Genomic DNA, 13029 nt, shown 5'->3' on the forward strand with positions numbered 1-13029 from the left:
GTCGCCCTCATCGCGAATGCGGCTCGCGAGCGTTCCCTCTCCCGCGAAAGCGGGGGAGGGACAGGGAGGGGGCCTCACTCCCCCATCACATGCAGTGCGATCTCCCGCCGGTGCGGCCGGCGGCGGTGTTCGAAGAGATAGACCCCCTGCCATGTCCCCAAGGCCAGCGACCCGCCAATGATGGGAATAGAAAGTTGAACCTGCGTCAGCGCGGCCCGGATATGCGCCGGCATGTCGTCGGGGCCTTCGGTATCATGGGCGTAACCCGCCCCCTCTGGCGCGAGCCGCGCGAAGACAGCTTCCAGATCCTGCAAGACGGAGGGGTCGGCGTTCTCCTGAATGAGGAGCGAGGCCGAGGTGTGCCGGCAGAAGACGGTGAGCAGCCCCTCGCTCATCCGCTGGCCGCGCACGAAATCCGCAAGGGCCGCAGTGAATTCGTAGAAGCCCCGCCCGCCGGTTTCGATCCGAAGAATTCTCGTGCTCTGTCGCATGGCCGGAAATGTGCGCAGGCGAGCGGGAAAGTCCAGCGGAACCGGCTTTTCTTGCGCTTGTCGAATCCGCCTGCAACAGCTAAGCGCGGACCGAAACGTCAAGGAGCGACAATGTCCGACCTGATAGACGCCGCGACGACCTGGATCACTTCCGAGACTGGAAAGACCGTCGGCGCCGTGGCGCTCGCCGCGCTCGCCTGGGCGGAAGCCTCGGCGGTCGTCGGCGCCGCCTATTTCAAGCGCATGATTCCGCTGCGCATTACGGCCATGGTCGGCAACATGCTTGGGGTCACGCTCGGGCTCGCGACAGGCAACCTGCCGACCATCGCGAAACACGCCATCAATTTCCCCCTCAATTTTTCGCGCCTGCGCGAAATGCGACGCCTCATCGACAGCGTCCGCGAGGCCAACGCCAACGATCTGAACATCGAATGGCTGAAGCCCTTCATGCATCCCGAGAGCATCCGGGCGACGGACTTCGTCTTCAAGAGGGGCGACGCAGGAAACGAGGCGTATGTTCTCGTCGAAGGAAAAATCGAGATCGTCGAGCGGGGGGTCATACTGGAGCCGGGCGCGATCTTCGGCGAGATGGCGCTCTTTACGAAGTCCGGCAAGCGGACCGCGACCGCCAAGTGCCTGAGCGACGTGCGTCTTTTGACCATCACTTATGAGCAGTTCGAGCAGCTTTATTTCCAGAACCCAGAATTCGGGCTCTATCTGGTGCGGCTGATCGTTCGTCGCTTCGAGGCGAACCACATTAAGGAGGAGCTGGAGAGCTCCTGACATCCCTCGCGGAGGCCCCTGAAAAAATTGGGTGCGACCTCTTGTCGCGGATGACAGCCTGGCTAAATCCTGAAGGGCAGGCCCGCTGCGTTCGAGATTGCGACTTCGATGCAAGCGCAATCGCGGCGGGGCTTATCAGCATCAAGGAGGATTCTGATATGGCGATATCTGTCCACAGTGGCGAAGAAGTCAGCAAATCCGTCATCTGGATTTCAGCTTTCGCGGCGTTCGTCGTCGTCGCCCTCACCTGGGTGCCTGATTGGATCGCGCCGCAAGGCGAACAGGGCGCGCCCGAAGTCGGCCGCACGGTAAAAATGATTCAATGAATGCATATGCCCGCGCGCTCCCTGGCGCGCGGGCGTTTATCTTGCGTAACGCCGATTGCCGGCGTCGCTTAGGCCGTTCCTTCGGCTTTCTTCCCCAACGCCGCCTGCGCCGCCGCCAGCCTTGCGATCGGCACGCGGAAAGGCGAACAGGAAACGTAGTCCAGCCCGATCTTGTCGAAGAACGCCACTGACGCCGGGTCGCCGCCATGCTCGCCGCAAACGCCGAGCGCGATGTCCGGCTTCGCCTTGCGGGCGCGTTCGCAGCCGAGCGCGACGAGTTCGCCGACGCCTTCCTGATCGATCGACACGAAGGGGTCGTGCGGCAGCAGGCCCTTCTCGACATAGGCGTTGAGGAACGAGCCTGAGTCGTCGCGCGAGATGCCGAGCGTCGTCTGCGTCAGGTCGTTCGTGCCGAAGGAGAAGAAGTCAGCCGACGGCGCGATCTCCCCGGCCCGCAAAGCGGCGCGCGGCAGCTCGATCATCGTGCCAATATGGTAGCGCGGGCGGATGCCCGTCTCGTCCTCGACGAGTTTCGCCATGGCCTCGACGCGCGCATTCACGAGATCGAGTTCGGCGCGCGTGAAGACGAGCGGAGCCATGATCTCGATCTGCGCCGGTTCGCCCGTCGACAGGCTCGCCTCGATCGCCGCCTCGAAAATCGCGCGGGCCTGCATGTCGACGATCTCCGGGAACACAACGGCGAGACGCACGCCGCGGAAACCCAGCATCGGGTTGAACTCCGAAAGCTGCAACGCGCGGCGGCGCAGCTTCACGGGGTCCGCGCCCATGGCGCGCGCGACCGCCGCCATCTCCGAATCCGTGTGCGGCAGGAATTCGTGCAGCGGCGGATCGAGCAGGCGGATCGTGACAGGAAGGCCCGCCATGATCTCGAAGAGATGCCTGAAGTCCTCGCGCTGGATCGGCAAGAGCTTGGCGAGCGCCGTCTTGCGGCCTTCCGCGTCGTCGGCGAGGATCATCTCGCGCACGGCGACGATGCGCTCGCCCTCGAAGAACATATGCTCCGTGCGCGCAAGGCCGATGCCCTCGGCGCCGAAGCGGCGCGCGGCGCGCGCGTCCGACGGCGTCTCCGCGTTGGCGCGAACTTTCAGGCGGCGCACCTGATCGGCCCAGCCCATCAGCACGGCGAATTCGCCGGTGAGTTCGGGCCGCTGCATCTTCACTTCGCCCGCAATCACATGGCCGGCTGAGCCGTCGATCGTGATCTTGTCGCCCTTGACGAAACGCTTGCCGGCGACGGTGAAGCACTGCTCGTCGTAATCGATGCGCAGCGCGCCCGCGCCGGTGACGCAGGGCTTGCCCATGCCGCGCGCGACGACGGCCGCGTGAGACGTCATGCCGCCACGCGCGGTGAGAATGCCCTCGGCGGCGTGCATGCCGTGAATGTCCTCGGGGCTCGTTTCCGTGCGCACGAGAATGACCTTACGCCCCGAGGCCGCGAGCGTCTCCGCTTCTTCGGGATTGAACACGATCTCGCCGAAGGCGGCGCCGGGCGAAGCGGGCAGGCCGGTCACGAGAATGTCGCGCCGCGCGGCGGGGTCGATCGTCGGATGCAGCAATTGATCGAGCGAGGTCGGCTCGACGCGCAGCAGCGCCTCTTCGCGCGTGATGAGGCCTTCATTCGCCATGTCGACGGCGAGCTTCAGGGCCGCGCGCGCCGTGCGCTTGCCGCCGCGCGTCTGCAGCATCCAGAGTTTGCCGCGCTCGACGGTGAACTCCATGTCCTGCATGTCGCGGTAGTGGCGTTCGAGACTGTCGGCGATCTTCGTGAATTCGCTGAAGACCTTGGGCATGACGGCCTCGAGCGAAATCTTTTCGCCCGGGGAGGCGCGGCTCGCAATTTCCGTCAGGGGCTGCGGCGTGCGCAGGCCGGCGACGACGTCCTCGCCCTGCGCGTTCAGGAGATATTCGCCGTAAAGCTCCTTCACGCCGGTCGAGGGATTGCGCGTGAAGGCGACGCCGGTCGCGGAGGTCGCGCCCATATTGCCGAAAACCATGGCCTGCACGTTGACCGCCGTGCCCCACGCCTCGGGAATGTTGTGGAGATGGCGATAGACGACGGCGCGGTGGTTCATCCAGGAGGCGAAGACCGCCTTGATGGCGCCCCAGAGCTGCACGCGCGGGTCCTGCGGAAATTCAACGCCCGCATTCGCCTCGACAATGCCCTTGAACTGTTTGACCGCGGCGCGCCAGTCGTCGGCGCTCAGTTGCGTGTCGAGCGTGAGGCCCTTGGCCTCCTTCTGCTCCTCGAGCGCTTCCTCGAAGATGTGATGCTCGACGCCGAGCACGACGGAAGAATACATTTCGATGAAGCGGCGATAGCAGTCCCATGCGAAGCGGGGGTCGCCGGAATAGGCCGACAGCGCCTCCACGGTCTCGTCGTTGAGGCCGAGATTGAGCACGGTGTCCATCATGCCGGGCATCGAGGCCCGCGCCCCGGAGCGCACGGAGACGAGCAGCGGCCATTTGCCATCGTTGAAGGCGTGGCCGGCGACGCGGCCGATCTCCGCCATCGCGGCGTCGACCTGGGCCTCGAGATCCGCGGGCAAGCTGCGCGCATTGGCGTAAAAGTAAGCGCAGACCTCGGTCGTGATGGTGAAACCGGGCGGGACCGGCAGGCCCAGGGACGCCATTTCCGCGAGATTCGCGCCCTTGCCGCCGAGGAGGTCCCGCATTGCGGCCGAGCCTTCGGCCTTGCCTGCGCTGAAACTATAGACCCACTTGGTCATCGCTCTCGTCTTCCGTCAATGACGGTCTCACGCCGGGTCAAGCCCCGGCCGCCCGAACCCTGTTCGGCTTCGCGGGCGCACAATAGCAGATAGGCCTAAACAATTGTCGCGGCGAGAGCTGATTTTTCAGGCGGCTGCGGGCGTGGTCCGCTGGGCCTTCAACGACGGCGCGCGGCGACGGCTGCGACCCTCGCCGAGGAAGCTCCGCGCTGGGGCGTGGAAGCGCCGCTGAAATAATCGTCGACGCGCGCAAAGACGATCGCCTTGACCACGCAGGCGGCGGCCAGAACGACCGTGGAGCCGACGATCGCGGCGAAGAAAAGCGCGGAATAGGAAAAGGCGGCTTTGGGCGCCAGCAAAAGCCAGAGCGCGACGACGCCGGCGCCGCCGACCATTCCCACAAGCCCGTTGAGCCTGGGGCCGAGCCCCTTCTCGGCGAGCATTAGATGGGTGGCGAGGCCGAAAATCGTGGAATAGGCGAGCGCGGCGAGCGTAATTGCGGCGACGGCCGTTTCGCTCAGTCCGTGGGCCGTGGCGAAATCGGCGACGCCCCGCGCCAATGCCGGCCGGGCGGCGGGAGCCTGAGACGGGTCGGCGGGCGCGAACAGGAACCTGCTGAATTTGTCCCAAAAGAGAAGCGGCAGCAGGGTGACGAGCGACCAGAGAAAACGGTTCATGCAAATTCTCCGCGGCGGCAATAGGTTGGCGTCGGCGGCGCCTTTGCGCCCGTCCGAGTGACCCCCAAGGCTAGTAGGGGGCGCGTAAAGAATGCGTGGAGAAGGCTCATCGCCGCCCGGCGAGATTGCCGCAGGACGCCTTGCCGGCGCGCCGCCCGAGAACGTCCTCAGCCGTGCGCGGCCGCGGGCGCGGCTTTCTCGGGGAAGAAGGCGTCAACGCGCCGCTGCCCAGATCGTCCAGCTTGTCGACGAGCACATGCTTGAGTTCCGCGGCGAAAAGCAGGACGAGCCCGCCGCCCAGCGCGGCGGCGAAAACCATGGGCGCGACGCTGCTCTGGTAGGGATAGGGGGCCCAGACGCTCCAAGCCCAGGCGGCGGACAAGATGCCGGTGAGCAACAGCGAAGCGTTGCCGGATGCGCCGAAGCCCCTGCCCTTCAGCATCCCGTCGCAGAAGAACCCCAGCGCGGCGAGGAAAAGGCCGGCGACCAGCGTATAGACGACGAACTGGATCTCCGTGACGTTCTGAAAGTCGAGCCAATGCGCGAGGGAGAACAGCGGATCGCGCCGAAAGAGCGGGCGAAAATCTGCGTGGGAGCCGGGCGCAAGAAATCCCCGCACCCTGTTCCACGCCAGGAAGGATGCGATAAAAAACGGGATTGAAATAACCAGGTGCATCCGTGGACGACCCGCAATTGAAACGTCACATTCGGAATCTGATCACCTTTGCCTTAACCGAAGCTTGACGCAGGAAAAATGAGCAAGGACGAAGACGCCCCGCGCCCTCCCGCCTCCTTTGAGATCGGCCAGCCGCTCGATTTGCTCTCGGTCGCCGAGCTGGAGGCCCGGATCGAGGCGCTGCGGGAGGAGATCGCGCGCCTCGAAGCGGCGGTGACGTCCAAGCAGGCCGCCAGCGCCGCCGCCGAGGCGTTTTTCAAGAAGTAAGGGGCGCCCCTGCCCCCTCGGGGCCGCCGCCCGGCGCTTGACAGCGGCGAGGCCATTGCGCTTCTTGGCGCCCACGCGCCGGCCCTTCCGGCATTCCCCTACGTTTCAGACCGAAAGCGGCCCATGCATCGCTACCGTTCGCATAACTGCGGAGAGCCCAACGAGGCCCTCGCCGGCCAGAAAATCCGCCTCTCCGGCTGGTGCCACCGCATCCGCGACCATGGCGGCGTGCTCTTCATCGACCTGCGCGACCATTACGGCCTCACCCAATGCGTGGTGGACCCCGATTCGCCGGCTTTCGCCCAGGCCGAGAAGCTGCGTTCGGAATGGGTCGTCCGTCTCGACGGCGAGGTGCGCAAGCGCCCGGCCGGCACCGAGAACCCGGACATGCCGACGGGCATGGTGGAAATTTATGTCGGCGAGATCGAGGTGCTGGGCCCCGCGGGCGAACTGCCCATGCCGGTCTTCGGCGACGTGAACTATCCCGAGGACATTCGCCTCAAATACCGCTTCCTCGATCTGCGCCGCGAGAAGCTGCACGCCAACATCATGCTGCGCGGCCGCATCATCGACTCGATCCGCTCGCGCATGAAGGCCGGCGGCTTCTTCGAATTCCAGACGCCGATCCTCACCGCCTCATCGCCGGAAGGCGCGCGCGACTTCCTCGTTCCGTCGCGCCTCCATCCCGGCAAGTTCTACGCGCTGCCGCAGGCGCCGCAGCAGTTCAAGCAGCTTCTTGATGGTCGCGGGCTTCGACCGCTATTTCCAGATCGCGCCCTGCTTCCGCGACGAGGACGCGCGCGCTGACCGCTCGCCCGGCGAGTTCTATCAGCTCGACGTGGAGATGAGCTTCGTCACGCAGGAAGACGTGTTCGAGGCCATGGAGCCCGTGCTGCGCGGCGTCTTCGAGGAGTTCTCGAACGGCAAGCCCGTGACGCAGAAATTCCCGCGCATCCCCTTCCGCGAGGCCATGCTGAAATATGGCTCGGACAAGCCGGACCTGCGCAACCCGCTCATCATCGTCGATGTCTCGGAGGAGTTCGAGGGCGAGAGCGTTTCGTTCAAGGCCTTCAAGGGCAAGACCGTGCGCGCCATTCCCGCGCCGGGCGCGGCGACGCAGCCCCGCAGCTTCTTCGACAAGCTCAATGACTGGGCGCGCTCGGAAGGCGCGCCGGGCCTCGGCTACATCATCTTCGAGGAAGGAGACAGTCCGCTTGGAGACCTTGCAGATGACCCTGCCGCGTCGAAGGCTCATCTCTTCGTATCCAAGGTCGATATTTGGCAGATAAGTCCCGAACGGGCACATGAGATTGTGCGACTTGTTGGCAAAGGACCGATTGCGAAATTTGTCCCTAGCGAAGTGCTGTGGGCCATCGCCGCCAAGGCCGGCGTGAAGGCGGGCGACGCGGTGTTCTTCTCGGCCGGCGCCGAAACCCCGGCCGCGAAGCTCGCCGGCATGGCGCGCATTCGCATCGGCACGGAGCTCGGCCTTTCGAAGACCGACGTATTCGAATTCTGCTGGATCGTCGATTTCCCGATGTACGAGTGGAACGAGGACGACAAGAAGATCGACTTCTCGCACAACCCCTTCTCCATGCCTCAGGGCGGGATGGAGGCGCTGGAGACGAAGGATCCGCTCGACATCCTCGCCTATCAATACGACATCGTCTGCAACGGCGTGGAGCTCTCGTCGGGCGCGATCCGTAACCACCGCCCCGAGATCATGAAGAAGGCCTTCGAGATCGCGGGCTATGGCGAGGACGTGCTGATCGAGAAATTCGGCGGCATGTATCGCGCCTTCCAGTATGGCGCCCCGCCCCATGGCGGCATCGCGCCCGGCGTCGACCGCATCGTGATGCTGCTCGCGGAGGAGGAGAACCTTCGCGAGGTGACGCTCTTCCCGATGAACCAGCGCGCGGAAGACCTGCTGATGGGCGCGCCGGGCGAAGCGACGATGAAGCAGCTTCGCGAACTGCATATCCGGCTGAACCTGCCGGAGAAGAGCGCTTAAGCAGAAAGGCCCGCTTCGCGGGCCTTTTTCATTTCGCGCCAGCTTTCCACTTCTTCACGGCCTCGAGCGCGCTCTGAATATGCTTCGTCGCGCCGGAGTCGGAAACGGCCGACAGGATCTTCCCATCCGGCGAAATCACATAGGAAATGCGGCTCGCGAACATCGACCCGGCAAGCGGCAGATCGAAGGACGCGTCATAAGCCTTGATGACCTTGAAGCCCGGATCGGCGCCGACGGGGAACTTGTCGCGGCATTCCTTCGTCGAGAACTCCCGCTGCGTCTCGATCCCGTCGCCGGAGACGCCGATGACGGAGGCGTTCATCGCCGCGAACTGATCCATCGCCTCGGCGAATTCATGCGCCTCCTCGGTGCAGACGCTGGTGAAGGACTTTGGATAGAAATAGAGGACGACGGGGCCTTTCTTCAGCGCTTCCTTCAGAGAGAAGGTGAAGTCCTTGCCGCCCTGCGCCGCCTGAACGGAAAAATCCGGCGCCGCGTCGCCTTGTTTGAGCATCGCATAAGCGGCGGTTGCGTAGAGTGAGAAAGCGACGCTCGAAGCAAGGGCGATCAGGCGCACGGGCTTTAGCCTTTTCCGGAACAGACTGAAGCTGAAATAGAGGCGCAGGCGCTGCGTTCAAGCAACTTCAAGCGCCCTCTCTCCGTTTTCGCGGGGAGAGAACTATACGTGGATCACCCGCCCGAAGGCGTCGAGCACGCTCTCATGCATCGTCTCGGAGAGAGTCGGATGCGGGAAGATCGTGTGCATCAGCTCCTCTTCCGTCGTCTCCAGATTCATCGCGATGACGAAACCCTGGATGAGCTCCGTCGCCTCGGCGCCGACGAGATGCGCGCCGAGGAGCCGCCCCGTTTTCTTGTCGAAGATTGTCTTGACGAGACCCTCGGGCTCGCCGAGCGCGACGGCCTTGCCGTTGCCGAGATAGGGAAAGCGCCCGACGCGGATGTCGTAGCCCGCCGCCTTCGCCTTTTCTTCCGTCAGGCCGACCGACGCCACCTGAGGATGGCAATAGGTGCAGCCGGGCACGAGCGACTTGTCCAAGGGATGCGGGTTCAGCCCCGCAATCGCCTCGACACAGATGACGCCTTCATGTTCGGCCTTGTGCGCGAGCATCGGCCCGCCGGCGACGTCGCCGATGGCGTAGACGCCCGGCACATTGGTGCGCCCGAGACCATCCGTCTTGATGACGCCCCGCTCGATCGCGACGCCGAGCGTTTCAAGCCCGAGCTTCTCGACATTGGCGACGACGCCCGCCGCCGAGAGCACGCGCTCGACTTCCACCGTTTCGCCTGCGCCATCGGCGCCTTTCAACGTCGCGACGGCGCTGTCGGCCTTCATCTCCAGCGCCGTCACCGTCGTCGCGGTCTTGATGACGATGCCTTGCTTCTCGAAACTCTTGCGCGCGAGGGCCGCGATCTCCGAGTCTTCCGCGGGGAGGATCTGCGGCAGCGCCTCCACCAGCGTCATATCGACGCCAAAGGTCCGGAAGAACGAGGCGAACTCCACCCCGATGGCCCCGGCGCCGACAACGAGCAGGGATTTCGGAAAGCGCTCCGGCTTCAGGGCCTCGAAATAGGTCCAGATCAGCCGTCCGTCCGGCTCCAAACCGGGCAATGGACGCGGGCGGGCGCCCGTGGCGACGATGATGTGCTTCGCCTGATAGACGCCCTCGCCCAACGTGTTTCTCGGGGCAGGCAATTGCGGCGTGACAGGCGGCTTCGTCGGCGCGCCGACTTTCACTTCGCCTTGGCCCGCGAGCGTCGCCTCGCCCCAGATGACGTCGACCTTGTTCTTCTTGAGCAAAAAGCCGACGCCCGCATTGAGGCGTCCCGCCGCTTCGCGCGAGCGCGCGACGATGCGCGCGGCGTCGAAACCCGGCGCCGCGCCCGTGACGCCATAGCGCGCGCCATCTTTCGCCAGACGATAGACTTCGGCGGAGCGCAGCAGCGCCTTTGTGGGAATGCAGCCCCAATTGAGACAGATGCCGCCGAGATGTTCGCGCTCCACGACGGCCGTTTTCAGCCCGAGCTGCGCGGCGCGGATCGCCGCGACATAGCCCCCCGGCCCGCCCCCAACAACGACAAGGTCATAAGCATCCGCCATCGCAAAACTCTCCGGGCCGAAAACGCCAGGCCGCCCGCGCGTTGCTTCGCGACGCGAAGGGCAATCATCCGGGCGGATCAACATTTCGCATTTCTATGAAGCCAACGTAGCGCTGCGGCGCGCTTGCGGCGAGAGGCGACGAGAATACGCGCCGGCAAGTCATAACGTTTGCGTCGCGGGAATGGATTTCCAGCAAAAGACGTTGCGCCTGCGCCGGGTTGGCGACCGTTGGACCTCTATCGGCCTCCAAGGGCGAAGAACGGCCGGCCGGCGCAGGCGAGAGCGTGGGGGAATGCTGTCATCCTACACGCGTCGCGGCGGCGCGGCTGGGCGACGGACGGGAATGGGTCGAAGAACCGGCGCCGGACCCGGAAGCGAGTCTCGAACGGCTTCGAGCAGTTTGTTCAAAGCGGCGGCGACAGCGGCCCGCCTAGACTTGCCTTTCATCTGCCTTACTCCTGTCTTGCCTTCCTGCAGGAGCAACATCCGAAAGCGTTCATTTGATCCGAGAATTTTGGAATAAATCAAAAAAGCGCCCGCCGTCGCCAGCGAGCGCTTTTAGAACATCCAGCCTAATCAGCTAATTAGGCGGCCTGGGGCAGAGCCGACTTGGCCTGGGCCACGATGGCCGCGAAAGCCTCCGGCTGCTCGATGGCGAGCTGGGACAGGACCTTGCGGTCCACCTCGACGCCCGCCTTGGCGAGACCGTCGATGAAGCGCGAATAGGTCAGGCCGTGTTCGCGCACCGCGGCGTTGAGGCGCTGGATCCACAGGGCGCGGAAGGTGCGCTTCTTGGCCTTGCGGTCGCGCGTCGCATACTGCATCGAGCGATCGACGGCCGCCTTGGCGGTGCGGATCGTATTCTTGCGGCGGCCGTAGAAGCCCTTGGCGGCCTTGAGCGTTTTCTTGTGCTTGGCGTGGGACGTAACGCCCCGTTTGACGCGAGCCATGACGAAACTCCTTCAGAATTCTGCTGGTATTGCGGGGCGCTTAGCCGTTCGGCAGGAAGTATTTCTTGATGTTGTCGCCGTCGGTTTTGAACAGAACGTTCGTCCCGCGCAGGTTTCTGATCTGCTTGTTCGTGCGCTTGATCATGCCGTGGCGCTTGCCCTGCTGGGCGTAGACCACTTTACCGGTCCCGGTGATCTTGAAGCGCTTTTTCGCGCCGGATTTCGTCTTCAGCTTGGGCATTTTGCTCTCCTGGGCCTTGGCCCTGTTGATTCTTGACGCGCCGGACCCGACTGGCTCTTAAAGGCGCGCTTCGCGCGAGCGAAAAGAACCGCCACGGCAGCCCATCACTGGCCGGGCGGTTCAGGAGCGCGGCTTATGAGGCAAACCGGGAAAAATTGCAAGAGTGTTGGAAAGTCGCCGAAGGAGCGACATATTCAGCCGCGGTCGAGCCAAGTGGCGGCCAATTTATAGATAGTATCAGCAACGGGGCTAATTGCATGAACGTTCACGCGCCGCTTCCAGAGGGCGTCACGGCCGAATGCCCGGTCAACTCTCATAATGAGTGGGACCCTCTGGAGGAAATCATCGTTGGCCGCCTGGAGGGCTCGACAATCCCGTCGGACCACCCGGTCGTGACCTGCAACATTCCCGGCATGGCGGCGCGCGCCCAGGCTCTGGCGGCGGGTTTCAAATTCCCCAAATTCATGGTCGAGCCGGCGCAGGAGGAGCTCGACAATTTCATCAAGGTGCTGGAACAGCTCGGCGTCACAGTGACGCGGCCCGACCCCTTCCCGCACAAGGCGAAGTTCTCGACGCCCTACTGGTCGTCCCGCGGCTTCTGCAATTCGTGCCCGCGCGACTCGATGCTCGTCTTCGGCGACGAGATTCTCGAGACGCCCATGGCCTGGCCCTGCCGCTATTTCGAGACGCACAGCTACCGGCGCATTCTGAAGGACTATTTCCGCCGCGGCGCGCGATGGACCTCGGCGCCCAAGCCGCAACTGACCGACGAGCTCTTCGACCCCAATTTTACGCTGCCCGAAAAAGGCGAGCCGATCCGCTACATTCTCACCGAGTTCGAGCCGGTCTTCGACGCGGCCGATTTCTTCCGTTGCGGCCGGGACATTTTCGTCACGCGCTCCAACGTCACCAACGCCATGGGCGTCGACTGGCTGCGCCGCCATCTCGGGCCGGGCTACCGGATACACGAGATCAAGAGCCGCTGCCCCAATCCCATGCATATCGACACGACGATCCTGCCGCTGGGGCCGGGCCGCCTCCTCATCAATCCGGAATACATCAATCCGGACGAACTGCCGGACATCCTCAAGAAATGGGACATTCTCGTCGCGCCGGAGCCGACGCCCATCGACGACCGCATTCTCAAGATCACGTCCATGTGCGGCAAATGGCTGAGCATGAATATTCTGATGGTCGACGAGAAGCGCATGATCGTCGACCCGCACCACGTGAACATGATGCGGCAGGTCGAGAAGTGGGGGTACGAGCCCATTCCCGTGCCGTTCCTGCATTACGCGGCTTTCGGCGGCGCCTTCCATTGCGCGACGCTGGACGTGCGGCGGCGGGGAACGCTGGAGAGCTATTTCTAAACTCTGCGCGAAGCGGCGGCGCGAAGCCGCCGCTTCGGCTATTGCACCCCGCTTATTCTGAGCCCGACCATTCCAGCGACGATCAGCGCGAAGGACGCGAGGCGCAGCGGCGTCGCCGGCTCGTGGAAGAGAAGCACGCCGACGATCGCGACGGCGGCGATGCTGCCGCCGGTCCAGACCGCATAGGCCGTTCCGGCGGGGATCGTCTTCACCGCGAGGCCGAGGCAGCCCACGCTGGCGATCATGAAAAACAGCATGATGACCGTCGGCCAGAGGCGCGTGAATCCGTCGGCGTATTTCATGCCCACGAGCCAGCCAACTTCGCAGACGCTGCCGATCAACAGAATGATCCAGTCCATCAAATTCCCCTT

13 protein-coding genes and 1 pseudogene are annotated in these 13029 nt (G+C 64.2%); 5 read left to right on the forward strand and 9 right to left on the reverse strand.

Annotated features, from left to right (window positions below):
- Nucleotides 1–74: 74 nt before the first annotated feature.
- Nucleotides 75–491, reverse strand: coding sequence for a secondary thiamine-phosphate synthase enzyme YjbQ (locus tag ACPFMJ_RS07580; RefSeq protein ID WP_424363206.1), 417 nt, complete (start codon nt 489–491; stop codon nt 75–77).
- Between the two features lie 111 nt (nt 492–602).
- Between ACPFMJ_RS07580 and ACPFMJ_RS07585 the strand changes: the two genes are divergently transcribed.
- Nucleotides 603–1274: a Crp/Fnr family transcriptional regulator gene (locus tag ACPFMJ_RS07585; protein ID WP_424363207.1), complete on the forward strand. Its 672-nt coding sequence runs from the start codon at nt 603–605 to the stop codon at nt 1272–1274.
- 41 nt (nt 1275–1315) lie between these two features.
- The gene (locus ACPFMJ_RS07590; protein WP_424363208.1) at nt 1316–1600 is read left to right on the forward strand and encodes a hypothetical protein; all 285 of its coding nucleotides are present in this window, start codon (nt 1316–1318) and stop codon (nt 1598–1600) included.
- 68 nt (nt 1601–1668) lie between these two features.
- On the opposite strand, the gene ppdK is transcribed toward ACPFMJ_RS07590, so the two are convergent.
- From ppdK to ACPFMJ_RS07605, 3 genes are all read right to left on the reverse strand, one after another.
- Entirely contained in the window at nt 1669–4347 is a 2679-nt protein-coding gene (gene ppdK, locus ACPFMJ_RS07595; protein ID WP_424363209.1) for a pyruvate, phosphate dikinase, read from the reverse strand.
- Nucleotides 4348–4505: 158 nt separating this feature from the next.
- Nucleotides 4506–5024, reverse strand: a complete 519-nt coding sequence (locus ACPFMJ_RS07600; RefSeq protein ID WP_424363210.1) for a hypothetical protein — start codon at nt 5022–5024, stop codon at nt 4506–4508.
- A gap of 106 nt (nt 5025–5130) precedes the next feature.
- A complete protein-coding gene (locus ACPFMJ_RS07605) occupies nt 5131–5643 on the reverse strand; it encodes a hypothetical protein (protein WP_424363211.1) in 513 nt (170 codons plus the stop codon).
- 135 nt (nt 5644–5778) lie between these two features.
- Here ACPFMJ_RS07605 and ACPFMJ_RS07610 point away from each other — a divergent pair, with 135 nt between their 5' ends.
- Nucleotides 5779–5967 carry a DUF1192 domain-containing protein gene (locus ACPFMJ_RS07610; protein ID WP_424363212.1) on the forward strand — a complete coding sequence of 63 codons (189 nt, stop codon included), beginning with the start codon at nt 5779–5781 and terminating at the stop codon, nt 5965–5967.
- A 123-nt stretch (nt 5968–6090) separates the two neighbouring features.
- Nucleotides 6091–7978: pseudogene (gene aspS / locus ACPFMJ_RS07615) on the forward strand (aspartate--tRNA ligase).
- 28 nt (nt 7979–8006) lie between these two features.
- Here the strand turns inward: aspS and ACPFMJ_RS07620 are convergent.
- The 4 genes from ACPFMJ_RS07620 to rpmI all read right to left on the reverse strand — a co-directional run bounded on the left by ACPFMJ_RS07620 (nt 8007) and on the right by rpmI (nt 11288).
- A complete protein-coding gene (locus ACPFMJ_RS07620) occupies nt 8007–8555 on the reverse strand; it encodes a peroxiredoxin (protein ID WP_424363213.1) in 549 nt (182 codons plus the stop codon).
- A gap of 102 nt (nt 8556–8657) precedes the next feature.
- Nucleotides 8658–10097, reverse strand: a complete 1440-nt coding sequence (lpdA, locus tag ACPFMJ_RS07625) for a dihydrolipoyl dehydrogenase (protein ID WP_424363214.1) — start codon at nt 10095–10097, stop codon at nt 8658–8660.
- A gap of 584 nt (nt 10098–10681) precedes the next feature.
- Entirely contained in the window at nt 10682–11047 is a 366-nt protein-coding gene (gene rplT, locus ACPFMJ_RS07630) for a 50S ribosomal protein L20 (protein ID WP_424363215.1), read from the reverse strand.
- Nucleotides 11048–11087: 40 nt separating this feature from the next.
- A complete protein-coding gene (gene rpmI / locus ACPFMJ_RS07635) occupies nt 11088–11288 on the reverse strand; it encodes a 50S ribosomal protein L35 (protein ID WP_036287582.1) in 201 nt (66 codons plus the stop codon).
- 257 nt (nt 11289–11545) lie between these two features.
- Between rpmI and ACPFMJ_RS07640 the strand changes: the two genes are divergently transcribed.
- Entirely contained in the window at nt 11546–12658 is a 1113-nt protein-coding gene (locus ACPFMJ_RS07640; RefSeq protein WP_424363216.1) for an amidinotransferase, read from the forward strand.
- Nucleotides 12659–12696: 38 nt separating this feature from the next.
- Here the strand turns inward: ACPFMJ_RS07640 and ACPFMJ_RS07645 are convergent, their stop codons facing one another.
- A complete protein-coding gene (locus ACPFMJ_RS07645; protein ID WP_424363217.1) occupies nt 12697–13017 on the reverse strand; it encodes a DMT family transporter in 321 nt (106 codons plus the stop codon).
- Between the last annotated feature and the right edge of the window lie 12 nt (nt 13018–13029).

It is taken from the genome of Methylocystis parvus (assembly GCF_049675845.1).
Taxonomy (GTDB): Bacteria; Pseudomonadota; Alphaproteobacteria; order Rhizobiales; family Beijerinckiaceae; genus Methylocystis; species Methylocystis parvus_A.

Excerpts from the sequence above, each read along its gene's own strand:
- ACPFMJ_RS07580 (WP_424363206.1), bottom strand. The coding sequence starts at position 491 with ATGCGACAGAGCACGAGAATTCTTCGGATCGAAACCGGCGGGCGGGGC.
- ACPFMJ_RS07585 (WP_424363207.1), top strand. The coding sequence starts at position 603 with ATGTCCGACCTGATAGACGCCGCGACGACCTGGATCACTTCCGAGACT.
- ppdK (WP_424363209.1), bottom strand. The coding sequence starts at position 4,347 with ATGACCAAGTGGGTCTATAGTTTCAGCGCAGGCAAGGCCGAAGGCTCG.
- ACPFMJ_RS07600 (WP_424363210.1), bottom strand. The coding sequence starts at position 5,024 with ATGAACCGTTTTCTCTGGTCGCTCGTCACCCTGCTGCCGCTTCTCTTT.
- ACPFMJ_RS07610 (WP_424363212.1), top strand. The coding sequence starts at position 5,779 with ATGAGCAAGGACGAAGACGCCCCGCGCCCTCCCGCCTCCTTTGAGATC.
- lpdA (WP_424363214.1), bottom strand. The coding sequence starts at position 10,097 with ATGGCGGATGCTTATGACCTTGTCGTTGTTGGGGGCGGGCCGGGGGGC.
- rplT (WP_424363215.1), bottom strand. The coding sequence starts at position 11,047 with ATGGCTCGCGTCAAACGGGGCGTTACGTCCCACGCCAAGCACAAGAAA.
- rpmI (WP_036287582.1), bottom strand. The coding sequence starts at position 11,288 with ATGCCCAAGCTGAAGACGAAATCCGGCGCGAAAAAGCGCTTCAAGATC.
- ACPFMJ_RS07640 (WP_424363216.1), top strand. The coding sequence starts at position 11,546 with ATGAACGTTCACGCGCCGCTTCCAGAGGGCGTCACGGCCGAATGCCCG.
- ACPFMJ_RS07645 (WP_424363217.1), bottom strand. The coding sequence starts at position 13,017 with ATGGACTGGATCATTCTGTTGATCGGCAGCGTCTGCGAAGTTGGCTGG.